24 protein-coding genes are annotated in these 24460 nt (G+C 38.1%); 13 read left to right on the plus strand and 11 right to left on the minus strand.

From position 1 onward, the window contains the following. The first annotated feature begins 7 nt into the window (after window positions 1-7). The 5 genes from iscU to fdx are packed head-to-tail and all read left to right on the plus strand — an operon-like array spanning window position 8 to window position 3437. A complete protein-coding gene (gene iscU / locus FIT63_RS04740) occupies window positions 8-397 on the plus strand; it encodes a Fe-S cluster assembly scaffold IscU (RefSeq protein WP_028818306.1) in 390 nt (129 codons plus the stop codon). 1 nt (window position 398) lies between these two features. Further along, window positions 399-722, plus strand: a complete 324-nt coding sequence (gene iscA / locus FIT63_RS04745) for an iron-sulfur cluster assembly protein IscA (RefSeq protein WP_140006786.1) — start codon at window positions 399-401, stop codon at window positions 720-722. After that, window positions 719-1231 (plus strand): Fe-S protein assembly co-chaperone HscB, encoded by a 513-nt coding sequence (gene hscB / locus FIT63_RS04750; protein WP_140006787.1) that lies wholly within the window; start codon window positions 719-721, stop codon window positions 1229-1231. The genes iscA and hscB overlap by 4 nt, the downstream gene beginning before the upstream one ends. 3 nt (window positions 1232-1234) lie before the next feature. Then, complete coding sequence (gene hscA / locus FIT63_RS04755; RefSeq protein ID WP_140006788.1) at window positions 1235-3100, plus strand: Fe-S protein assembly chaperone HscA; 1866 nt, start codon at window positions 1235-1237, stop codon at window positions 3098-3100. 1 nt (window position 3101) lies between these two features. Beyond that, on the plus strand, window positions 3102-3437 hold the full coding sequence (gene fdx / locus FIT63_RS04760) for an ISC system 2Fe-2S type ferredoxin (protein ID WP_140006789.1): 336 nt from the start codon (window positions 3102-3104) through the stop codon (window positions 3435-3437). On the opposite strand, the gene ppk1 is transcribed toward fdx, so the two are convergent. Next, entirely contained in the window at window positions 3434-5554 is a 2121-nt protein-coding gene (gene ppk1, locus FIT63_RS04765; protein WP_140006790.1) for a polyphosphate kinase 1, read from the minus strand. The genes fdx and ppk1 overlap by 4 nt on opposite strands. 93 nt (window positions 5555-5647) lie before the next feature. Here ppk1 and FIT63_RS04770 point away from each other — a divergent pair, with 93 nt between their 5' ends. Beyond that, complete coding sequence (locus tag FIT63_RS04770) at window positions 5648-7276, plus strand: Ppx/GppA phosphatase family protein (protein WP_140006791.1); 1629 nt, start codon at window positions 5648-5650, stop codon at window positions 7274-7276. Here the strand turns inward: FIT63_RS04770 and FIT63_RS04775 are convergent. The 3 genes from FIT63_RS04775 to FIT63_RS04785 all read right to left on the minus strand — a co-directional run bounded on the left by FIT63_RS04775 (window position 7273) and on the right by FIT63_RS04785 (window position 9799). Further along, window positions 7273-8484 carry a glycosyltransferase gene (locus FIT63_RS04775; RefSeq protein ID WP_140006792.1) on the minus strand — a complete coding sequence of 404 codons (1212 nt, stop codon included), beginning with the start codon at window positions 8482-8484 and terminating at the stop codon, window positions 7273-7275. The two genes, FIT63_RS04770 and FIT63_RS04775, sit on opposite strands and share 4 nt — an antisense overlap. Then, window positions 8485-8997: a phosphatase PAP2 family protein gene (locus tag FIT63_RS04780; RefSeq protein WP_223259882.1), complete on the minus strand. Its 513-nt coding sequence runs from the start codon at window positions 8995-8997 to the stop codon at window positions 8485-8487. Between the two features lie 82 nt (window positions 8998-9079). Beyond that, entirely contained in the window at window positions 9080-9799 is a 720-nt protein-coding gene (locus tag FIT63_RS04785) for a lysophospholipid acyltransferase family protein (protein ID WP_189655058.1), read from the minus strand. An 86-nt stretch (window positions 9800-9885) separates the two neighbouring features. Here FIT63_RS04785 and FIT63_RS04790 point away from each other — a divergent pair, with 86 nt between their 5' ends. From FIT63_RS04790 to FIT63_RS04800, 3 genes are all read left to right on the plus strand, one after another. After that, window positions 9886-10629 (plus strand): UDP-2,3-diacylglucosamine diphosphatase, encoded by a 744-nt coding sequence (locus FIT63_RS04790; protein WP_140006795.1) that lies wholly within the window; start codon window positions 9886-9888, stop codon window positions 10627-10629. A 74-nt stretch (window positions 10630-10703) separates the two neighbouring features. Next, window positions 10704-11501 (plus strand): GNAT family N-acetyltransferase, encoded by a 798-nt coding sequence (locus tag FIT63_RS04795; RefSeq protein ID WP_140006796.1) that lies wholly within the window; start codon window positions 10704-10706, stop codon window positions 11499-11501. A gap of 164 nt (window positions 11502-11665) precedes the next feature. After that, a complete protein-coding gene (locus tag FIT63_RS04800) occupies window positions 11666-12367 on the plus strand; it encodes a hypothetical protein (protein ID WP_140006797.1) in 702 nt (233 codons plus the stop codon). A 16-nt stretch (window positions 12368-12383) separates the two neighbouring features. On the opposite strand, the gene FIT63_RS04805 is transcribed toward FIT63_RS04800, so the two are convergent. Then, window positions 12384-13373: a glycosyltransferase gene (locus FIT63_RS04805; RefSeq protein WP_140017561.1), complete on the minus strand. Its 990-nt coding sequence runs from the start codon at window positions 13371-13373 to the stop codon at window positions 12384-12386. Window positions 13374-13494: 121 nt separating this feature from the next. Between FIT63_RS04805 and FIT63_RS04810 the strand changes: the two genes are divergently transcribed. Beyond that, window positions 13495-13863, plus strand: coding sequence for a diacylglycerol kinase (locus FIT63_RS04810; protein ID WP_140006799.1), 369 nt, complete (start codon window positions 13495-13497; stop codon window positions 13861-13863). A gap of 11 nt (window positions 13864-13874) precedes the next feature. Here the strand turns inward: FIT63_RS04810 and FIT63_RS04815 are convergent, their stop codons facing one another. From FIT63_RS04815 to prfB, 6 genes are all read right to left on the minus strand, one after another. Beyond that, window positions 13875-14555, minus strand: coding sequence for a glycosyltransferase (locus tag FIT63_RS04815; RefSeq protein ID WP_140006800.1), 681 nt, complete (start codon window positions 14553-14555; stop codon window positions 13875-13877). Then, complete coding sequence (locus tag FIT63_RS04820; protein WP_140006801.1) at window positions 14552-16141, minus strand: tetratricopeptide repeat protein; 1590 nt, start codon at window positions 16139-16141, stop codon at window positions 14552-14554. The genes FIT63_RS04815 and FIT63_RS04820 overlap by 4 nt, the downstream gene beginning before the upstream one ends. Before the next feature lie 81 nt (window positions 16142-16222). Then, window positions 16223-17815: an OprO/OprP family phosphate-selective porin gene (locus FIT63_RS04825; protein WP_140006802.1), complete on the minus strand. Its 1593-nt coding sequence runs from the start codon at window positions 17813-17815 to the stop codon at window positions 16223-16225. Window positions 17816-18046: 231 nt separating this feature from the next. Further along, window positions 18047-18685, minus strand: coding sequence for a carbonic anhydrase (locus FIT63_RS04830; protein ID WP_140006803.1), 639 nt, complete (start codon window positions 18683-18685; stop codon window positions 18047-18049). A gap of 4 nt (window positions 18686-18689) precedes the next feature. Beyond that, complete coding sequence (gene lysS, locus FIT63_RS04835) at window positions 18690-20210, minus strand: lysine--tRNA ligase (RefSeq protein ID WP_140006804.1); 1521 nt, start codon at window positions 20208-20210, stop codon at window positions 18690-18692. Between the two features lie 3 nt (window positions 20211-20213). After that, window positions 20214-21318, minus strand: a protein-coding gene (prfB, locus tag FIT63_RS04840) for a peptide chain release factor 2 (RefSeq protein WP_140006805.1) whose coding sequence is annotated in 2 segments (ribosomal slippage) — window positions 20214-21236 and window positions 21238-21318 — 1104 coding nt in all. Because the reading frame shifts where the segments join, the coding sequence is not laid out codon by codon here. A gap of 131 nt (window positions 21319-21449) precedes the next feature. Between prfB and FIT63_RS04845 the strand changes: the two genes are divergently transcribed. The 3 genes from FIT63_RS04845 to pstA all read left to right on the plus strand — a co-directional run bounded on the left by FIT63_RS04845 (window position 21450) and on the right by pstA (window position 24459). Then, window positions 21450-22448 (plus strand): PstS family phosphate ABC transporter substrate-binding protein, encoded by a 999-nt coding sequence (locus FIT63_RS04845; RefSeq protein WP_140006806.1) that lies wholly within the window; start codon window positions 21450-21452, stop codon window positions 22446-22448. A 215-nt stretch (window positions 22449-22663) separates the two neighbouring features. Continuing rightward, window positions 22664-23500: a phosphate ABC transporter permease subunit PstC gene (gene pstC, locus FIT63_RS04850; protein ID WP_420886450.1), complete on the plus strand. Its 837-nt coding sequence runs from the start codon at window positions 22664-22666 to the stop codon at window positions 23498-23500. Beyond that, window positions 23500-24459 (plus strand): phosphate ABC transporter permease PstA, encoded by a 960-nt coding sequence (gene pstA, locus FIT63_RS04855; RefSeq protein ID WP_223259884.1) that lies wholly within the window; start codon window positions 23500-23502, stop codon window positions 24457-24459. The genes pstC and pstA overlap by 1 nt, the downstream gene beginning before the upstream one ends. Window position 24460: the final 1 nt, after the last annotated feature.

Consider the following 24460-nt stretch of genomic DNA (forward strand, 5'->3'; position numbering starts at 1 on the left):
GAAATATATGGCTTACAGCGATAAAGTATTAGATCACTACGAAAACCCAAGAAATGTGGGCACACTTGATAAAGACGACCCGCATGTAGGAACTGGCATGGTCGGTGCACCTGCTTGTGGCGACGTCATGAAATTACAAATTAAAGTAAGTGATGATGGTGTCATTGAAGATGCAAAATTTAAAACTTATGGCTGCGGATCTGCGATCGCTTCAAGCTCGCTCGTGACTGAGTGGCTCAAAGGTAAAACATTAGACCAAGCCTCTGAAATTAAAAACTCAGCGATTGCCGAAGAGTTAGCATTGCCGCCTGTTAAAATCCACTGCTCAGTTTTAGCAGAAGATGCAATTAAATCTGCGATTGCTGACTTAAAGAGTAAACAAGGTAAATTAAATTAAGATGGCAATTTCGTTAACACATAAAGCTGCTGAGCGCGTTGAAAAGTATCTCAAGAATCGAGGCAAGGGCTTAGGACTTCGACTTGGGGTTAAGACAACTGGCTGCTCGGGTATGGCATATACACTAGAGTTTGTTGATGAAGCTTTACCTGAAGATCAAATCTTTGATTGTCATGGCATAAAAATCATGATCGATCCAAAAAGCCTAGTCTACATTGATGGGACAGAACTAGACTTTGAAAAAGAAGGTTTAAATGAAGGCTTTAAATTTAATAATCCTAACGTCAAAGCAGAATGTGGCTGTGGTGAAAGCTTTACAGTGTGAGCTTAAATTTTTTTACTCTCCTCCAACTTCCGGAAACATTTGTTATTGATTTAAAAAAGCTTGATCAGAACTACCAGAATATTCAAAAAGAAATTCATCCTGACCGTTTTGCATCACTCGCTGATGAAGCAAAAATAGTATCCATTAAAAAAACAGCAGAAGTGAATGACGCTTACCAGACTTTAAAATCTCCTATTCGACGTGCTGAATATTTACTACATTTATATGATATCGATATTCATGATGAGAAATATAATGCTGTTCCTCAGGATTTTTTAATGCAACAAATGGAATGGCGGGAAGAGCTTGAAACACATAAACAAAATAAAGAAGCGCTTGAAAAGTTAGCGAGTGGCATTCAAAGAAATAAAAATGAAATCATGAGTCAACTCCCAGAATTTTTTCAAAACAAAAGTGATCTTAACAAAGCAATTAAAGTCACCCGTGAACTTAATTTTATTGAAAAGATTGAACAGCATATCAATGACGCTTTAATTGAAATCATTTAAACCATGGCACTCCTTCAAATCGCAGAACCTGGACAAAGTACTCTTCCTCATCAGCACAAACTCGCAGTGGGTATTGATTTAGGCACAACAAATTCTCTCGTAGCGACTGTTCAAAGTGGGCTACCTATAATCTTAAAAGATATAAATGAGCAAAAGCTTATTCCCTCGATCGTCTATTATGGTAAAAATGAAATTAAAGTTGGTCAAGAGGCATTACCTTACTTATCCACTGATGCTAAAAATACGATCGTGTCAGTGAAGCGATTTATGGGTCACGCACTGTCTGATATTCAATATCGAGAATCACTCCCTTATGAATTTAATGACACGAGTCCCGATATTCAAATTAAAACTGAGCAAGGCTATAAACATCCTATTGAAATTTCATCTGACATCTTAAAAAAATTAAAAGAAACTGCTGAAGTTTCTTTATGTGGAGAAATTACTGGGGCAGTCATTACAGTTCCCGCTTATTTCGATGACGCACAGAGGCAAGCTACAAAAGATGCTGCAAAATTAGCTGGATTAAATGTCCTAAGACTTATTAATGAACCTACAGCTGCAGCAGTGGCGTACGGCCTTGATCAGAAAAAGGAAGGCACCTTCGTGATTTATGATTTAGGGGGCGGAACATTTGATGTTTCTATATTAAAACTTCATAAAGGTGTTTTTGAAGTCTTAGCAACGAATGGTCATCCTCATTTAGGGGGGGATGATTTTGATCAAGCAATTGCCGAGATGATAAAAAACGAAAATCAACTCGATCAACTATCACATGAAGATAAGCGCTCTTTGGTCATGCATGCAAAAAGTTTAAAAGAAAAGCTCACGGAGAACTCTTCTGCTAAAACAACAATCAAATTTTCAAGTGGTAAGGAAGTTATATACTCACTAGATCAGGAAAAATTCTTTAAAGCGACACACAGTCTCGTACAAAAAACTATTCAGCCTATCCGTCGCGCACTCAGTGATGCTAAGTTATCAATTGAGTCAATTGATGGCGTTGTTATGGTGGGTGGGGCTACACGTATGCCCTATATTCAATCTGAAATTAAAACATTCTTTAAGAAAGACTTACTTAACGACCTCAACCCAGATGAAGTGGTAGCTTTAGGAGCTGCAAGACAAGCGCATACATTAGCCGGCAATAAGTCAGATCAAGATTTACTTCTTCTTGATGTGACTCCTTTATCTTTAGGGATAGAGACTATGGGGGGTTTAGTTGAAAAAATTATCCATAGAAATTCCACAATACCAATTGCCAAGGCACAGGAATTTACGACATATAAAGATGGACAAACTGCAATGTCAATCCATGTATTACAAGGCGAGCGGGAACGTGTATCAGATTGCAGATCACTTGCCAACTTTACTCTAACTGATATTCCTCCTATGGTCGCAGGTGCTGCAAAAATTCGTGTCACCTTTCAGATTGATGCAGATGGATTGCTCTCGGTATCGGCCACTGAACTATCAACAAACAAGGAAACAAGCATGACTGTGAAGCCGTCCTATGGTTTGTCTGAAGAACAAATTACAAGTATGCTGAAGCAGTCTTTTGAAAAGGCTGAGGAAGATAAAGAAATCCGCGCGCTCGGTGAGGCTAAAATTGAAGGTGAACAAATTATCACCGCTGTTCAAAATGCATTAAATAAAAACGGCAGTCAATTACTGTCAAAAGAAGAAATCAAGAAAATTGAATCTGCAATACTTTTGCTTTCATCTTCACTTCAACTAAATGATGCTGATTTAATTATCAGTCATACAAAGAACTTAAACGCTCTCACAGAGTCATTCGCAGCAATGCTCATGGATCAATCAGTGGGTAAAGCTCTTAAAGGTCAGTCAATAGATAAGGTAAACTTGTAATATGCCAAAAATTATTATTTTGCCTCACATTGAAATTTGTCCTAACGGTGAAGTGATTGACGCTAAACCAGGACTTTCTATTTGTGAGAATTTACTACAAAACCATATTGAAATAGAACATGCTTGTGACCAAGTATGTGCTTGTACTACTTGCCACGTAATTATTCGCGAGGGATTTGAAACATTAAATCAAGCCGATGATCTCGAAGAAGACCTTCTTGATAAAGCTTGGGGGTTAGAACCTAAATCGAGACTTTCCTGTCAGGCGATTGTTGATCAGCATGATCTCACAATAGAAATTCCTCGTTACACCATCAATATGGCGAAAGAAGGCTAAGCTTTTACTTTACGTTTTGATAGAGCAGCGTTGGTATTGTACTTAAGTAATAAATTTTCTTGGCCTGAAGGCTGGGTATTTTGAGTTAAAACTTTTGATTGTCTATACGTTCCATTAGAATTCATAATCCAGGCAGATTTATCTTTCAGAAGCTCATTCAACCCCTCATGAATAGCTTTTTGTTTTAGCGTTTTATCTAAAACAGGAAACGCAACCTCTATGCGTCTAAATAAATTTCTATCCATCCAATCGGCTGAAGATAAATAAAGCGCTTCTTTGCCATTTGCGTGAAAATAATAAATACGGTGATGCTCCAAAAATTGTCCAATAATAGATCTCACATTTATATTTTCAGATAAACCTTTTACTTTAGGCTTAAGGGCGCAGACCCCCCTGACGATTAAATCAATTTTGACGCCAGCTTGCGAAGCTTTATATAGCTCAGCAATAATAAGTGGTTCTAAAAGAGCATTCACCTTTGCCACAATGCGAGCTGGCTTTCCAGCTTTTGCAGCTTTAGCTTCAGCCCTAATTGATCTCACAATATTATCAAACATCGTAAATGGCGAATTCCATAGTGCTTTTAATTTAATAGAGCGACTAGTACCGGTAAGCTGCATAAAAATCTTATGTGCATCTTCACATAAAGATACATTAGAAGTCATTAAGCCGAAGTCTGTATATAACTTTGCTGTTCTGGGATGGTAGTTTCCAGTGCCTAGATGGATATATCGCTTTAATATAAATTCAGGCTTTTTCCTGCCCTTAATTGGCAGCTGCTCTTTACGAACAATCATCATCATTTTAGCGTGACACTTATGTTTTACAACACCATAAACCACATGTGCACCGACTTCTTCCAACTTGGCCGCCCAAGAAATATTTGTTTCTTCATCAAAGCGAGCTAAGAGCTCCACTATCACTGTAACCTCCTTACCATTCTTGGCAGCCTCAATCAGAGCGTCCATGACTGGCGAAACATTACCTGTGCGATAGATAGTCTGTTTAATCGCAAGAACATCAGGATCTTTTGATGCTTCTCTTAATAGATTTAAAACTGGATCAAAGCTTTCATAAGGATGATGCAAAAGAACATCTTCTTTTTTTAGATGCTCAAAAATAGACCCATTGATAGTGAGCTGTCTAGGAATATGTGTTGGAAACTTTAGATCTGCTCGATCCACAATGTCAGCAACTTGCATCAGACGATTAAGATTGACAGGACCGTCCACGCGGTAACAATCTTCTTGGTTAAGATCGCATGAGCGTCTTAAATATTTCATGAAGTGTTCAGGAATATCGGAAGATATTTCAAGTCTCACTGCATCGCCTAAGTGTCTTGTAGAGAGCTCACCTTTTAAGGATTCTCTTAAGTCAGAAATATCATCATCTGATACAAATAAATCAGAGTTACGTGTGACGCGAAATTGGTAGCATCCTGTCACGGCCATGCCCGGAAACAATTCGTGAACAAAAGCTTGCATAAACGTAGATAAGATTACCAAACTATATGGTGAAGGACTTATACGCGCTGGCATTTGTATCACCCGAGGAATTGATCTTGGTGCTTGAACTACAGCTAATTTTGGCATCCTCCCAAAATCATCCTTACCCTCTAAGGTTACAAAAAAGTTTAAGCTTTTGTTAATCACCTTAGGAAAGGGATGTGCAGGGTCTAAAACGATAGGTGTCAATAAAGGCACTAAGTCTTTTTGAAAATAAGTTTTAGCCCAGCGAAGTTGGCTTGAAGTCCAGTTGTTGTGATTAAAATAAAGATGAATACCTTCATTATTTAATTTAGGGATAATGTCTTTTTTAAAGAGACTATATTTTGTCTCAACCAAAGCTTGAGCCTCACTTAAAATATGAAGATAAACATCAGCTAATACTTGGCCATCCACAGTTTTAGATTTAGGATATTTACGAAGTTGCTCTTTAAGAACGGCAATACGAATCTCAAAAAACTCATCTAAGTTACTAGCCACAATACAGATAAATTTTAGACGCTCAAGAATGGGTGCTTTTTGATTTTGCGCTTGTGCTAGGACGCGTCGATTAAATTCGATAACGCCTAACTCGCGATTTAATAAATTTAGTTTAGATTTCACAGCATTCATACTATCATTCTGATAAGAGAATATGACGATTAAATGACATTTAAAAAAATTGTCATATATACGTCATACATTTAATTTAACTTAACGGCCTACATGATTTTACCAAAACTTAAAACAGAAAAATCTCAGGAACACGCTAACGGCTTATATGCTTCCATTGATCTAGGGTCGAATAGCTTTAGGATGATGATTGCTAAAATTAACCACCTTCCCACAGGCGTTCAGTTTCAAACCATCGACACCCTAAGGGATACAGTAAGGCTTGCTGCCGGACTTAATCAAGATAATGAATTAAGTGAAGAATCCATGACTAAAGCGCTGGCTGCCATTTTAAGATTTGGCGACCGTCTGCGTAGCTTTAATCCTAACCAGGTCGTGGCTGTTGCTACAAACACTTTCCGTGTCGCTCGAAATGCCAAAAAATTTGTTGATGAAGCCGAAAAACTTTTAGGTTTTCCCATTGATGTCATTTCGGGCAACGAAGAGGCGAGGCTTATCTATATTGGAGCCTCTCATATCGCACCCATGTGTGTAGGCAAACGTCTTGTTTTTGATATTGGTGGTGGTTCCACCGAAATCATTATTGGCGATGGTCACGAACCTAAACTTTTAGAGTCTCTTCCTATTGGATGCGTGTCTTTTAGTCAAAGATTTTTTTCGGAAGGTATTGTTGATGAGGAAAATTTTAAAGCTGCACAAAATGCGGCCTTAAAAGAAATTAAAGGAATTGCCCCTTTCTATAGAAAGATGGGTTGGGAGCAAGCCATTGGGTCTTCAGGCACAGCAAGAGCGATTGCAGAACTTATTGCGCTTAATGGGTTAAGTGGGGAGCCCCATGATCTTCCCGTTGAGGAAACGGGTGGCGTCATTACACGTCACGGATTAGATCTACTCAAAAAAACTTTGCTTGAAACAAAACATATCGAACGACTAAGTTTATTAGGATTAAAAGCCGATCGTAAACCTGTGCTTCCAGGAGGACTTGCCATTATGATTTCAGCCTTTGAGGAGTTAGGAATTGAGCATATGGAAATTACTGAAGCGGCTCTTCTTTTTGGCTCACTTCATCATTTGTATGATCAATCTAAAAATGGAGCACATACTAAGAAAAAAGGTATTCTTAAAACGCTATTTAACTCAATCGGTAAATTAGAAAATCTAGACAAGAGACATGGCCTTATAGAGCAATTAGGTAAACGATTTAATGTAGACGAAGCGCAGTTTAAAAGCGTCAATGAAACAGCGGATTTTTTTCTAGATCAATTACCTACCTTCAAAAATGAGGATAGAAAAAATAATCGTAAGCTTCTAACCTGGGCATCCTTCTTACATGAAATTGGTTTAGCGGTGTCTCGTACTGACTATCAAAAACATTCGGCTTATATTATTTCTAATGCGGACCTACCAGGTTTTTCTCGATTAGACCAGGCAAGGCTAGCTGGGCTTGTGCTAGGGCACAACGGTAAGCTAAATAAACTTCCTATGAGTGCTGGTTATATCGATTGGCATTTATTATTCTGCTTAAGACTTGCACATGTAGTCTCTAGAAAAAGAGAAGGTGGAGCGTTGCCGCTTGTAAAAGTACAACAAAGTGCCAAAGGATTTAAATTAAAAATCTCTAAGGCTTGGTTAGAGAAGAACCCATTCATTCAATTTGGACTCAACAAAGAAGCGTCGGATTGGAAAAAGATTGAATGGAAATACGAAATAGAACTTTATTAAGTCGTCCCTTTGGCATTACCAACTCTTGTTTCCATGTATCGCGATAAAGAAGATTTTTGATTGATGGTACTCTTATAAAACTTAGCTACTTTTTTAGCTAAAACACCCGCTCCCCATTTCTCTTGTGCGTATTGTCTTCCCCTCTCCCCAATCATTTGACATTTGGTTGCGTCAGAAAGAAGAACGCTCACTTTGTCGGCAAAGTCATGAATATCATCTTTTGCAATCAGTACACCCTCACCTTCAATTAAAATGGATTTGGTGCCAAGTTCTGCTAAGGCCACCACAGCTGTTCCTTGAGCCATTGCTTCCAAAAGTACCAAGCCTTGTGTCTCACTCTTTGATGCAAATACAAAAATATCTGCCGCTTTATAGCAGGCGATAAGCTCATGACTGCGATCAAGATAGCCAATCATTCTGACTTTATTTGTGATGCCTAATTTGTCTATGGACTGTTTAATGGATTCCTCTGCTGGACCTTCTCCTGTAATCACAAGTAAAGTGTCAGGGTGATTTTTAAGGAGCTTGACATGCATTTCAAGTAAGAAATTAATATTCTTCTCATGCGCAACACGACCTACAAATAAAAGCATAGGCTGACCGAGAGGAATATCATGACTGATGCGGAAATGTTCGCCGTCCACATTCGCAAAACTTGACACATCTAATCCTGTAGCAACGACGTCAGCAGGAGTTTTAATGCCATATTGTTTTAATACGTCTAACATAGGCTTGGAGGGCGACACAATCCCGTCGACTGCATTACATTGTCTTCTTGATATTGTCCTTGCAAGCTTCCTAGAAATAAACTGTGGAATAAACGGGAGATAGTGATGTAAGTAATCTTCAAAGAATGTATGGTAGGTTTCAACCACAGGAATGTCTAATTTTTTACCGAAATGAATACCTACATAATGGGCTGTAAATGGCGTATGGATGTGAATGATATCGAAATGCTGTTCCCTTATCCATGGCAGTAATGCTTTTAATTTACCAAACTTCATTAAACGATCTTCGGGATCAAAATAAATTTTATGGGAAGGCACTCTTACAATCCATTCCTCATGTTTATCTTCATCGGTATATGAGGGTGCAATCAGTGTGACTTGATGTCCCAGAGCTTTTAACTCTGTTGCAAAGGTGTTAATTGAAGTGGATACCCCGTTGACACGAGGAAAGAAAACGTCAGAGATAAAAAGTATGTTCATTTAAATAATAGAAAAAGAAATAAGTGAGATAAAAATACCAACCAAGGCACCGACCAAAACATCACTCGGATAATGAAGGCCGAGGATGGGTCTAGATAATCCAATTAAAATAGTCAATGGAATTAAGCCGACGGACAGCATTGGATAGTAATGAATAGCAACGAGTGTAAATATCACCGCATGTAATGTGTGCCCTGACGGAAAGCTGAATTGGTCTAAAGGAACACTTCTTAGAGAAATTTGCTGATAAACATTAAAAGGGCGAGGACGCAGTGTTTTTGCTTTCAACCACTTATAAATTAGGGTGCCTACCAATCCCGCTATGGCCATATGAAGAACAGGCAATAACGCGTGAGCTTGATCTACACATAACAATAAGGCCATGAGGCTGTACCAAAAAACGCCATCGCCTAGACGGCTAATCGCTTTAAAGAAATTTCTGATGAGAACGTTATGGCTCGCTCGATTGAATGTGATACATAAATGACTATCGACATGATGAAAATGATTCATGTATAACCGAAGCCTATTTGGCATAGCATTTATCCAAACATGATATATGAAGGGGTAAGCTTAATATTTAATTGTGAAATTTTTATGACAAATTTTGTGATAAATTCTTGTGAAGTATTTCTTGGACATAAACTGCCAATTCTTTTCTGTTACCCCGAGGCCTTATGGGTTGAAGCACATCCACCTCCACACTAATATCGTTTTCATTTTTAATTTTTATAATTGAATCTACAAGTGACATATCGTCAATAAATGCGACTTTATCTGAATAGAAGCTTTTCTGTTTATATCTTAAGCATAAAGGCAAAATACTTTTATTGGTGTCAATCGACGACTGGAATAAGTTACTTTTAAACGGGAGTAGATATCGTCCATTAGTCGAAGTCCCCTCTGGGAAGATACATACCGACCTCTTCAATAAGCGTCGCTTCATTTTCTTTAATGCTTTTTTAATGTCTGATACCTTCTCGCGCTTGATGAAAATCGTACCTGTCATTTGCGCTACCCATCCAAAGAGTGGCCAAGAGGCTACATCAGATTTCGCAACAAAGATGGAGGGCTTAATGGATTGAATCACAATGATATCCATCCATGAAATATGATTGGCCACCATTAAATATTGTTTTTGATTGGAGAGGAAGCTATCAAGGCCTTGCACTTCCACTTTAATTTCAAAAATTGATAGGAGTCTCTTACACCAAAATTGAATAATTTTTTCTTGTTGTCTTTTTGTGGAAATAAGAATCAACAAACACAATGGGATGACAAATAGTATATGTAAAAGTATTTTAAAAGTTTTCATCAGCATATATTAATCACCTTCTATGTCATATTTGTGACACTATTTTGTCACGAAACTTTCACACTCATCATATTTAATGCACGTATATGAAACGTTATCGTGCGATTTGGATATCCGATGTACATCTTGGCACCACAGAGTGCAAAGCCGATTACCTCCTCGACTTCCTTAAAAATAACACAGCAGAAACAATCTATCTGGTAGGCGACATCATTGATGGCTGGGCACTCAAGAAACGATGGTATTGGCCGCAACAACATAACGATGTGATTCAGAAGCTTTTACGAAAAGCCAGAAAAGGTTCAAAAGTCGTTTACATCCCAGGCAATCATGATGAGTTAGGTCGCCAATTTATTAATATGACATTTGGTGATATTGAAATTAAAAATGATTTGATCCATACGACACTCGACGGTAAAAGGCTCTGGGTAACACACGGCGACCTTTTTGACAACATCATCTCATGTGCTAAATGGCTTTCTTTTGTAGGAGACACGCTTTATTACGTCATTTTAAGGATTAACCATTTCTCTAATACCATAAGACATAAATATGGATTTCATTACTGGTCATTTTCTTCTTATATCAAGAATTCAATTAAGAATGTCGTGAAGTATGTGGAGAACTTCGAGGAGCTCATGGCCAAAGAAGCTAAACGAAAGAAATGCGATGGTGTGATTTGTGGCCATATTCATAAAGCGGCTATAAAAAAAATAGATGGCATTCTTTATTACAACGATGGTGATTGGGTTGAGAGCCTGACGGCACTTGTAGAAACTAAGAAGGGCAAGTTAAAACTTGTTGATTGGCATAAGAAAACATTGTCATAAAAAATTAAACCTATCTTCACATAAATGAAACATTTCACTTTTAAAGTGATAGAAACTTTTAAGAGGAGCTTGTTATGAGCGAACTAACTTTAGACCCAACCTTGCTAAATGACTTATCCACTCAGCATCAAGAAGAGCCTCGTTCGCATCAAATTCAAAAAGATGCTATACAAATTTCTTGGGCACAAAATGACAATGAAGTCAGAGAAGCCCAACAGTTAAGATACAAAGTATTCGCTGAAGAGATGGGCGCTCACTTACCTTCAAATTATGAAAAAGTAGATAAGGATGTACTTGACCAATATTGCGATCACCTTCTTATTCGCGATACAGAAACATTAAAAGTCATAGGCACTTACCGGGTATTGCCACCTCACAAAGCAAGAGAGGCAGGTTTTTATTACTCAGACATGGAATTTAATTTAGATCGCTTGGGTCATCTTACAGACAAAATGGTTGAGGTTGGTCGTTCGTGCGTACATAAAGATTATCGTACAGGTGGTGTCATCATGGCTTTATGGAGTGGATTAGCGCAATATATGAAAAAACATGGCTACGAAGTGATGATTGGTTGCGCGAGTGTGCCCATGGGTGATGGTGGTCACTATGCAGCTAGCTTAGCTAAAAAAATTAATGCCTCATATCTCTCAAGTATTGAATATCGTGTGACACCGAAACTACCCTTACCTATTCATGAGCTTGACCAAGATTTAGATGTGGAGCCCCCAGCCTTATTAAAAGGATATTTGCGTATCGGTGCTAAAGTTTGTGGCGACCCAGCGTGGGATCCAGACTTTAATACGGCAGATTTTCTAACGATGTTATTCCTCAAAGATATCAATCCGCGTTACGCTAAGCATTTCTTAACTTAATTAAACCTAGTCAAAGCATTTAAACCACTGCTATTTCTTCACCTCGATATGTTGTTCTAACTTATCGAGGTTGTTATAAAACATCTCGAATAGTAGGTAGTCACTTCGTAATTACTTTTTAATCCTCAATCATTTAATTCAATACTTTATAATGCGAAGCCATTATGAATAATTTTTTAAAAATACTTGTCTTGTTTTTTAGTTTTTGCATCATTAATCATGCAGAAGCTGCGAGACCTATGCTTACAGATGATGCTCGTATTGTAGACCCTAAATCTTGCCAGTTAGAAAGCTGGGTACGAGATTCAAAACACGTCACTGAATATTGGGCGCTCCCTGCTTGTAACGTGGGTGAAAATCTTGAAGTAACGATTGGGGGAAGTCTTGAGAGTGAGAGTGGACACTCAAGTTTTGCAAATGAGCTTTATCAGATAAAGTCAATCATTCAACCTATCGCTCTTAATCAAACAGGTTTTTCGATTGTTTTAGGTAATGGACGAGATCCTAAAAGAACAATGAATAGAGCCATTCAGGATTGGTTTCTTAATGTCCCTATGAGCTACCCTTACAATGAAAGCTTAGTCATTCACACCAATTTAGGGGTGACGCATTTAACAGATGAGCATAAAGAGAAAATGAATTGGGGGTTATCGAGTGAATATAATTACAACGAACATGTCGATTTAATTAGTGAGGTATTCAACCAATCATCGAATAGCACCTTCTTTCAATTTGGATTGCGCTATTGGCTAATTAAAAATCGAGCGCAGATTGATACCACGTATATGAATAGCTTTAATCGTTTTGGAGAAGATCAGTCTTTTTCTGTAGGCCTGAGGTTACTATCATTGCCATTCCTGCCATAAGAATCTTGGCAGAAAATCACTTCTTAACTTCATTTAACAAATGGCTGTGGAGAATGTCAATACATTTAGTCCATGACCACTGCTGATTAATATTAGACGCAATACTTTTCCGATTAAGCTTTAAACATTTTCTAATATTGTCTTCTAAGTTATCCCCTAGATAACCTGTTTTACCTTCCTCAACAATATCTTTAGGGCCTGTGACTTTGAATGCCGCTACAGGCAAGCCATTCGCAAGCGCTTCAATCATGACAATGCCAAATGTATCTGTTTTACTCGGAAAACAAAATACATCATGCGACTTATAGGTATCAGCTAATACTGAACCAAATCGATACCCTAAAAAGTTTACTTTTGGAAACTTTGATTTTAATTTATAAAGTAAAGGTCCCTCACCCACAATGGTGATTTCAAACTTATCTTGCAACTCGCATAACACTTCCAAATTTTTTTCTTTGCTGACGCGACCTACATAAATAATTTTTGGTGTTTTTGACTTGCGATATGGTTTCTTACTTATTAAATTTTTTGATACACCCCTCGTCCAGACAAAAACTTGGTTAAAACCTTTTTTATTTAACTCTTCCTTGCATGACTGAGAGGGAACTAGAATAGCCTTACTATCATTATGAAAAACTTTTAAATAGCTGTATGTTATAAAAAGTGGAATGTGTGCAAGCTTCCAAAGGTACTCCGGAAACTTTGTGTGGTAGCCCGTCGTATAAGGAACCTTATTTAACTTGCAATAAATCCTTGCGGCTAATCCTATAGGCCCCTCTGTTCCAATATGGATATGAGTCGGATTTATTTCTTTGATTTTTTTATAGGCCTTAAGAGGCTCTTTACACATCTGGACTTCAGGGTATATGGAGACACTTTTCCATTTAAATAATCCTGGGTGGATTATGTATGTTTTTTTACGGGAGTATTTGAGGATATTCCTATAGGTAGTAGAAACACCATTAACTTGATCAAAGGAATCTGTTGCGATGAGAATTTTATACACAATAGATTCTTACAAACAAATATGACATTTTTTTTACAAAATGAGATATATAGTTAATTAAATTTAATAATGCATAAAGATTGCTTTAGAATTCTCTTTTAAACATTTAAATTCTCAAATTATGAAAAGTCCATACAAGGGTAAAACTGGTCTCAAACGTCTTATGAATGCTTTCGATTATTCAATCGCCGGAACCTTGGCTGCCTTTAAGCATGAGGATGCTTTTAGGCAAGAGGTCGTGCTTGCTGTTGTGCTCACACCTGTTGCAATATATTTTGGCGATACAGCTATTGATCAAGCATTGTTGATTAGCAGCCTTTTATTCATTATTATTGTTGAGTTATTAAACTCATCGATTGAAGCAACTGTTGATCGCATTTCAGTCAAACATCATAAACTTGCAAAGCGCGCTAAGGATATTGGTAGTGCAGCTGTTTTCTTTAGCTTGATTAATGCGGCTGTTATTTGGTTCTCATTGCTCGTTAAATAGTATTTATTAATTTATTTATCAAAGCCATCCACGATTCTTTTTTGAGTCTCATGCCATATATCTGACATTTCAGTATCCCTATAGTCCTTAAAGCAGGGTGTTCCTAAAGTGTAGTGAATAAGTTTGGCATTTTTATTTTCTGGATATTCAATCGCAAGCCAATTCCATTCAATCGGCAATTCACCAATGTCAGAGTCTTCTAACCAAGAAAAACGATGTAAATATTTACCTGTTTGATTCGTTATAAAGTCAGGCGTTAAGATTTGATGTTTAGGATGAGCGCAATTCCATAAAATGATACTAGACCAATTTTTTCTTGGGTAGTCTTCATTAATATTACCTAAATATTTTCGATGAGCTTTTGTTCGATACTCATGCTTCACAACAAGTAAGGCCTTGGACTCATCCCTTAAATCCCAAAGTTCTTTAATGTCTGCCTGGCACACCATGTCGCCATCAGCAAAGATAGCCCAGCCTTCAAAGTTATTAAGGTAGGGCGTTAAAAATCTTGAATAGATAAAGTCATTACTTTTATCAGCGTGTGTTTCTTCGTACCCTTTTAGTGTATTAATTGCGAGAGGTATAAAAGAAATGGGAAGAGATGCTTTCTCGATTACGCTTTGCGTAAATGTATGGTAAGCGACTGATTCTCTTTGGTCGAAGCCAACAACGATATTGATTTTTTTACTCATACATTAAACTCACTCACAATATCTTGATGAACCTCATCAATTGCTCCGGTCCAATCACTTATTTTTTTGGATATATATATATTAACGGATGGATACCATAAGCTTTTTTTAATGCTGTCATGCCAGTACCAATGCCTTCCGCATTCAAATGGTGCCAATAAAAATGTTTTTTTACCTAAGGAACCGGCAATATGAGCTGTCACATTGCTTATTGTTAAAACATAATCGCACACATCTACAACTGAAAATAGGGAGTCTATATCTTGATAAAGGTCGAAATCGAAAATTGATACAATTTCAATTTTATTTCTTAATGAAAAACTTACTACATCATCTATATTTGATTCATATTGAAGGTTTATAAAAATAATATCAGGAATATTTAATATCCTAATAAATTCATGCAAATCGATATTTTTAAACTTACCTATTTTTTGATTTTTTGAATTCCATGAAACACCACAAATTTTCGATTTTTTATTGTTATTTTTTTTTAAAATTTTACTTCTTATAATGGATGTTTTTATTGGGTCGCTTTGTAAAAATTTTATTTTTTGTCTACAGAAATCTTTAGTATTATTTCTAAATAATTGACCTAAACTACCTAAATTATATTCTGAGGTATATGAATTTTTATTTAAACTATTTTCTTTTACAAAATTTAGCTTGCTAAATGATCTTCTAAAAGTTATGTGTAAACGCTCATCAAGCTCTATATAAAATTTGCAATTATCTATAAATTCCAACTCATGAAATAGACTTCCAAATAAAATCTGGTCACCTATCCCCTGCTCAAGCTTTATGAGTACTTTCTCAGAACCACTAGATCTTGTATTCCATATATTATCTACTTTTTTATATTTAACTCCGATGCCAAATCTATTCTCGAATAGAGGCCAAGCTTTTTTATATTCCATTTTTTTTAATAAAAGTAACCCTAAATTAAAAAGCGCTTCTCTGTAGTTTGGGTTTAGACTCAACGCTTTATTTAAATATTTTATTGCTTTTTCTTTTTCACCTTTTTTTTCGTGAATATTTGAAAGGTTTAGATAATAATTCTCTTTTAGCGGTTCTAATTTTATTGCATGCAACGCATAGAATTCTGCTAGCTCTAAATTTTGCAAATGATTTTGAGCTACCGATACAATATTATATGCGTCCGGGTAGTTTGGATCTAGTTCAATTGCTTTTTCTCCCTCAGTAAGTGCTTTTTTGTATTCATTTAATTCAACTAATGCATAGGCTTTGTCACAGTGAGCATCTGGATAATTAGGATTAATCTCTATTTCTTTATCAAATGCAAATAGTGCATCACTATAATTTTCTAACATAAATAAAGAAGCCCCTATAGCATGATTGGCCAGAGGTACCTTTGGTTGAATTAATAACGCTTCATTTATTTTTTTTATTGCCCCTAAATAATCGTCATATTTTAAATAAACTATTCCTAAAAAAAGCTTTATTTCGGGATCAGTTTTATCAAGACTCTCTAACTCCTCAAATAACTCAATCGCCTTTGAAAAGTTTTCTTCTATGGTGTAGCTTTTAGCCTGATTAAGTAAACTTTCTTTTGTTTTTTTTTCCATAGGTCACTAAATTTGAATTAAGTGAAATTATAAATAAAAAACCCACCATAAAGGTGGGCTTTTTTATTTCACCATTAACAATTAAAACATGTACTGAGTTCTGAACATAAGAAGTTTTTCTTTATCTACTACTGTGGTTGCACCAACTACATCTAACGGACCAAAAGCGTGATCTAGGTTAGTTACTGCATAGTTCCCCTTAAGCACTAAGTTTGGATTAAGAATCCAGCGAATACCCGCTGTATAAGTCTTAGCGCCAGAAGTTGCCCCTGAAGTAGATATTTCATTAACTTTATTAGCTGCATACTGACTTAAGTTTCCTTGAAGTCTGCCACCAGATACTTGAGCGTTATCTACATCGAAACCTTCAGCACGGAATGCAAGCTCGATTGCACCTAAGTTTCCCTTATCAAGATCAAACTCATTTTTTGGCTTAAAGCTTGAGAAAGCGCCACCCTTGTAACTGTCTGCATATTTCTCACCTGTAATGAAGTAGCCTGCTTCGAGGTAATAGGTTTTAGTATCGTAAGAAACTCTATTAGCGCCTTGCGAACCATTATAGTCACCCTGTGAGTACTCACCCATAAGTTTGAATGGGCCTGTAGCAAAAATACCTTCTAAACCGTAAGCTCTTTGTTTTACTGAAGCACCATACTCTGAGGCACAACTTATATAACCATTGTTAACACCAGCATTTGTAGAGCCTTGTCCTAAGGTTGCACTGCATGATTCACCATTTACCTGACCCCTGAATACATTTGCGAGGCCTCGGCCTGCACTTCTGAATGAACTGATACTTCCTCTTTGAGTTAGCGAGCTAGTAGATGTGTATGACGAACTTGTTTGGCTTGATGATGATGTACCAATAGAGTAGCTATTATCTAGCCCTGCTAACCCCAAATGCATGACCATCTCTTTGTTGCCCATGATCTCAGCAAAGTTTAATGTTGCGCGACCTGCCAAGCTACTTTTTCCGTCAGGAACGATATTTAGCTCCACGTCATTATTTTGGAACACTGAGCCCGCGTATGTAATACCTTTTGTTGGAGAGCCCATAACCTGAACGCCAAGCTTTTTACCTGGCACTGTTTGGTCAACGTAGGATCTTTCCAACATGGTTATGTTATTAGAACTAATGAGCTGCTCTAAACCAAATGGCTGTTTGAATTTACCAACTCGGATCTGACCTTGCTCATACTTAGCAAAGTCTAGATAAGCTACATCAATAGTAGCAGTGCCTGGAAGGTTTCCAACAATCTCGTATTTAAAGTCGTTTGCGAATTTGCCTTTAACGCCTAGTCGAGCACGTCTTAACTCAAACTGGTCCGCTAAAGATGCAGTATCCCGATCGTCTGTTCGTCCACCACCAAGATCACCCGAACCGTCAATGTCAGAGTCTCTGTAGTCTAGGTGCATACGGCCTGTTAATTGAATACTATTTCTGCCGCTAGCACTTTCTAGTGTAAATGCACCATCTTTTTCTTTAACAACTGGTGTTACAGAAGTTTTTGAAGTGTGTCCTTTAGTGATTAACTTACCTTCTTCTTCAGTTAACACGCCTTTTGATACTAAAGCATCAACGATATCTGTAGCACTGTCTGCTAAGGCAACTTGACCCGCCATTAACAACACCGCGCTAGATACAGCAACTGCTAATTTTTTATTGAAATTCATTTACTGCTCCCTTGAGTTTTACTTCTAAAGTTTAAAAAATTCGAATTTAGTCAAACTTTAAAGCTTTTTGACATGATTGAATTTTACGGATGGAATATGACACATATGTGACAAACAAATATTACAAGTGGTTTTTTTGAATATATTTTTGATTTGTTGTAAAAAAACAACAAACTTGCTGCCTATAGCTTACTTATGGCGTTCTGAGTAATCTTAATAGCTAACATTTCATTAAAAATGAACGTAATTCTGATTAAATTCTACCTCACCTGAGGCTAAGTTGTAAACAGCACCCACTAAACCAATTTCTTTTTTTTCAATCATGTCAGTCAAGAGTGGGCTTCTCTTTAATATGCGCTCCATTTGCACTTCCACGTTATGGAAACAAACCCTTTCAACAAAGGCGTCATTACTTGAGTCGCGTTTATCTGTAATTGTTTTTTCTAAAAGAACTGCCGGATCAATGAGTTCAATAATTTCTCCGATGTTGCCCCCCTTGTAATGATCGCATGCCGCCTTGATAGCACCGCAATTTGTGTGGCCCATCACGACGACTAATTTTGAACCTAAGTACTTACAAGAAAATTCTAAGCTGCCAATCGCTTTGATCGATGCGATGTTTCCTGCAAGTCGCACACTAAAAATATCACCTAAGTTCTGATCGAAAATAAGTTCAACAGTGGTTCGTGAATCACTGCATCCTAATACTGATGCAAAAGGATGTTGTTTTTCTTTAATGACGTCACGCACACTTAACATATCGTGCTCACGCTGCACATTATTTTTAAAGCGCTGATTTCCCTCAATCAAAATATCAAGCGCTTGCTTCGGAGTGACTTTATCTCGATCTATGAGTGGATGACGATACATAGTATTAATTCGCTTCAGTGCGCATGTGTGGAAATAAAATGACATCACGAATCGAAGGACTGTCAGTGAGTAACATTACTAGACGATCAATGCCAATACCACACCCACCTGTGGGCGGCATACCGTATTCGAGTGCGCGAATAAAATCGGCATCATAGAACATCGCTTCATGGTCGCCTGCTTCTTTTGCTTTTGCCTGATTGTGGAATCGTTGTGCCTGATCTTCTGCATCATTTAATTCTGAGAATCCATTTGCAATTTCTCGTCCTGCAATAAAAAGTTCAAAGCGCTCTGTGATGTCTTTATTTTTATCTGACGCACGAGCGAGTGGTGACACTTCAACTGGATAGTCAATAATATAAGTAGGATTCCAAAGTTGCGATTCGGCAGTGCCTTCAAAGAGTGCCAGTTGCAATGCACCGAGACCTGAGTGATCAAAAGCTTTGTGATCATATTTTAAGAGTTCTTCGCGTAAAAATTTTTCATCGTTCAATTGTGCGTCTGTGTATTGCGGTGCATATTTTTTTATAGCATTAACAATAGTGAGTCGCTCAAATGGATCTGTGAAATTAATTTCACGCCCCTGATATTCGATGGTAGTTTTACCTAAAGAGATCATCGCAGCATCACGAATGCAATCTTCAGTAAATTGCATGAGCCAATGGTAATCCGTATACGCTGCATAAAATTCCATCATCGTGAACTCAGGATTATGTCTCACACTTAATCCTTCATTTCTAAAGTTACGATTAATTTCAAACACACGATCAAATCCACCGACCACTAATCTTTTTAAATAAAGCTCAGGTGCAATACGCATATACATTTGCATGTCGAGTGCGTTGTGATGTGTGATGAATGGTTTCGCTGAGGCACCACCTGGAATAGAATGAAGCATAGGCGTCTCAACTTCATTAAAACAATGCTTCACCATGAAAGCACGAATGCCACCCACAATTTTTGATCGCGTTATAAATGTTTGTTTTGTTTCATCACTCATGATGAGGTCAACATAACGTTGGCGATACTTCACTTCTTGATCAGCTAGCCCGTGAAATTTTTCAGGAAGAGGTCGAATCGATTTTGTGAGGAGTCTTAAATGACTCACACGAATAGAGAGTTCGCCTGTTTTAGTTTTAAATAAAACACCACTCGCACCTAAGATGTCGCCTAAGTCCCAATGCTTAAAATTTTCGTAAATAGTTTCGGCATTATCACTCTTAATATTTTCTTTTGAAATAAAAAGTTGAATGCGTCCTGATCCGTCTTGCAATGTTGCGAAGCTTGCTTTCCCCATGACGCGTTTTAGCATCATGCGACCTGCCACAACTACATCAACGGCTTTAGGATCGAGCACGTCATTTTCTATCGCACCAAATTCTTCGTGAATTGTTTTTGCAAAATGTTGCGGTTTGAAGTCGTTTGGAAATGCAACGCCAGCTTCTCTTATTTTTTTTAATTTTTCACGGCGTTCTAATATGACGTGATTTTCATTTTGTTCTATCGGTTGATTTTCTTCTGACAACTTTTACACTCCCTGCTTTAAGCTTTCACTAATAAATGGATCAAGGTCGCCGTCAAGGACGCCTTGCGTATTACCTACTTCAACATTCGTACGTAAATCTTTGATGCGCGATTGATCGAGCACATAACTTCTAATCTGATGTCCCCAACCTATATCAGTTTTAGCATCCTCTAATGCTTGCTTTTCTTCGTTACGTTTATTTAACTCTAACGCATAAAGTTGTGCGCGTAACATATTCATAGCTTCTGCTCTATTGCGATGCTGTGATCGATCGTCCTGACACTGCACGACTGTATTCGTGGGAATATGTGTAATACGCACTGCTGAGTCGGTCTTATTAATATGTTGGCCTCCTGCACCTGATGCTCTATAGGTATCAATTCTTAAATCCGCTGGATTAATATCCACCTCAATTGAGTCATCCACCTCAGGATACACTTGCACACTCGCAAACGATGTGTGACGGCGATTTCCCGAATCAAAAGGTGATTTTCTGACCAGTCGGTGCACGCCCGTTTCGGTTCTTAAATGCCCGAAAGCGTAATCGCCCGATATTTTTAATGTCGCACTTTTAATACCAGCGATATCCCCATCTGAAATATCGAGCACCTCTACTTTAAATCCTTTTCTTTCTCCATACCTTATATACATGCGAAGGAGCATATTTGCCCAATCCTGCGCTTCTGTGCCACCACTGCCTGATTGGAAATTAATGAAGCAGTTATTCGGATCCATAGGATGAGAGAACATACGACGGAATTCCATCGCCTCCACACTCTTTTCGAGTGAATGGCTTTCATCCAAAACAACTTTAAGTGTCTCGTCGTCGTTCTCATTGCGCGCCAATTCAAATAAATCGCACTGATCCTTTAAATTTGACGCAAGGTTGCTTAAGCCGTTGACTATAAAATCGAGCTCGCGCTTTTCTTTACCCAAAGTCTGGCTTCTGCCTTGGTCATTCCAAATAGAGGGGTCTTCAAGCTCCTTTGAAATTTGGTCTAGACGCAACTTTTTGACGTCAAAGTCAAAGATACCCCCTAAGCGCTTGATGGCGTTCATTTAATCCATCGAGTCGGTGTTGAATCTGGTTAAGGATTTCTGCGTCCATGGGCTTTTTATCTATGAAAACAAAGAATTATACATTTAAATAGCTAGTTAATTTTCTGTCATATATATGTCACAATTTATCCATAGACTAGCCTCTGATTCACTTAACTTAAAACAAAATCAGGAGCTTTTATGAAGTCTAACAAAATCAAGAACTTAGGTTTAGCAGCTTTAGTTGCTTCAACCTTCGCTTTTTCATACAACATTAACGCAGCAGATAAAGTCATTGCAATTGATGGCTCTTCTACTGTTTACCCAATTACTGAAGCTGTAGCTGAAGACTTCCAAAAGAAAACAGGCACTAAAGTGACTGTGGGTGTTTCAGGTACTGGCGGTGGCTTTAAAAAATTCTGCCGTGGCGAAACGATGATCTCTAATGCATCTCGTCCTATCTCTAAAAAAGAGATGGATGCATGTGCTGAGGCTGGTATTACTTATATCGAATTAGCAGTTGCCTTCGACGCATTAACTGTAGTAACAAATAAAGGAAATGACTGGGCAAAATCAATGACAGTGGCTGAGCTTAATAAAGTTTGGGCATCAGGTAGCTCTGTTAAAAATTGGAAAGATGTGAATCCAGCTTGGCCTAATCAACCTATGAAATTATTTGGCCCAGGTGCTGACTCAGGAACGTTTGACTACTTCACAGAAGCGATTAATGGACGTGCTAAATCATCACGCTCTGATTACACAGCGTCTGAAGATGACAATGTGTTAGTAACAGGTGTGTCAGGCGACAAAGGTGGCATGGGATACTTTGGTTTAGCTTACTACCTTGAAAACAAAGACAAGCTAAATGCTGTGGCAATCATAGCTAAAGATAAAACGAATGCTGTCTTACCTTCTGAAGCGACTGTCATGGATGGCACATACCAACCATTAGCGCGTCCTTTATTCATCTATGTGAATGGTACTAAAGGTGCTTTTGATAAAGACGTAAAAGCCTTTGTGGAATTCTACCTAGCGAACGCACCTAAATTGGTGAAAGAAGTAAAGTTTGTTCCGCTTACTTCACCTGAGTACGCAGCAGTAACTAAACACTGGCAATCTAAAAAAGCTGGTACTGGCTTTGATGGAAAAAATGAAGTGGGTCTAAAAATCGAAGATCTTATCAAGCGTATTAAAGACTAAGCTTGAAAGGCCTTTAAGAGCAATAAGTAACGACTAAAAAAGGCGGCAAAAGGCCGCCTTTTTTAACTTTAAAAAGATACAATCATTTTCAAGTAACTTACATCATAGAAAAAAATAAATTGACAACAACTCAATTAAAAGACCCGCCGATTAGTAAAAGACTCGCTAAAAATATTAAGCGAAACTTTGTTGAGCGCGTCATCGAAATTATTTTGATGTTTGCAGCACTTGCTGCTACTTTTATTACCTTAGGTATTGTTTATATCTTAATCACTGAAGCCTCAGGATTTTTTAAAGAGGTCAGTATTAACGAATTCTTAACGAGTAGGCAATGGAGCCCACTCTTTGAAGATGCCCACTACGGCATTCTTCCCCTTATATCAGGCACACTCACCACATCGTTCATTGCCCTTACTATCGCGATTCCGATTGGAACAGTTGCCGCAATCTACCTTTCTGAATTTGCATCTCACAAGACGCGTGAGACTGTGAAGCCTATATTGGAACTTTTGGTGGGTGTACCTACCGTCGTCTTTGGTTACTTCGCCCTTCTTTTTGTCACCCCATTACTCCAAAAATTAAATCCAGACTTACCAACATTCAACATGCTAGGGGCCGGCATCGTCATGGGCGTGATGATTATCCCTTACATTGCATCCGTAGCAGAGGACGCCATGAGGGCAGTACCTATGAATATGCGCGAGGGCTCTTACGCAATGGGTGCCACCAAATTTCAAACAGCCATTCGTGTCGTAACCCCTGCTGCCACATCCGGCATTATTGCCGCCTACATTTTAGGCATCAGCCGCGCAGTGGGTGAGACCATGGTGGTTGCAATTGCAGCGGGCCAGCAGCCTACTTTTACATTCAACCCATTAGAAGGTGCAGCGACAATTACCGCTTATATTGTGCAAGTAGCTATGGGTGACTTACCGCATGGAAGCTTGGGTTATCAGAGTATTTTTGCAGCCGGCATGGTGTTATTTGTGATTACCTTCGTGTTTAACATACTAGGCCACATGGCAAGAAAACGATTTGCAGAAAGGTATTAATGATGAAAAAAAATTCAGTTTCTGAAGAAAGCCTAATCAAGCCCAAAACACTCGAAGAAGTGCGCGCGATGATTCGCTCGCATAAGCGCAACGATTTTATTTTTTCATCGATTGGTTTATTGACCATCACGTTCGCGCTCATCACCTTACTTATTCTGTTCGTGGATCTTGTGATGGATGGCTACCCTAAGTTAAATTACCAATTCTTTGCTGACTTCCCTTCAAGGCGGGCTGCAAACGCCGGCATCTTATCGGCATGGGTCGGTTCATCCCTTATTATGTTAGTGACCTTCATCACCGCAGTGCCTATGGGCGTTGCAGCAGGTGTATATCTTGAAGAATACGCACCTAAGAATTGGTTCACTGATATTGTTGAGATCAATGTCACCAATCTCGCAGGCGTACCCTCTATCATCTATGGCTTGTTGGCACTTGGATTATTTGTATACACATTCCATCTGGGTCAAACGATTGTCACAGCTGGACTAACACTCGGTCTTTTAATGTTGCCGATTGTGATTGTATCCACACGCGAAGCCATTCGATCGATTCCAGTTGCGATACGAGAAGCAGCTTATGCTGTGGGTGCCACAAAATGGCAGGTTGTTTTACACCACGTGATTCAATATTCGTTTGGCGGCATTCTCACAGGGATTATTATTGGTATGGCAAGAGCCTTAGGTGAAACAGCTCCAATCATTACCGTAGGTGCTTTAACCTTTATTGCATTCCTCCCGCCAGCCCCTTTAATCAATGTAGCTCCCTTTATTTCTTTTGAATGGCTTCAATCAGGATTTACAGTACTTCCTATTCAAATGTTTAGCTGGCTCTCGAGACCTGAACATGCATTTCATATCAATGCCGCTGCAGCGGGTGCTGTGATCATCATGCTCACACTTGTGATGAATGGAACGGCTATTTGGTTACGTTATCGTATTCGTAAAAATATTAAATGGTAAA

The organism is Candidatus Methylopumilus planktonicus, assembly GCF_006364715.1.
GTDB lineage: Bacteria > Pseudomonadota > Gammaproteobacteria > Burkholderiales > Methylophilaceae > Methylopumilus > Methylopumilus planktonicus_A.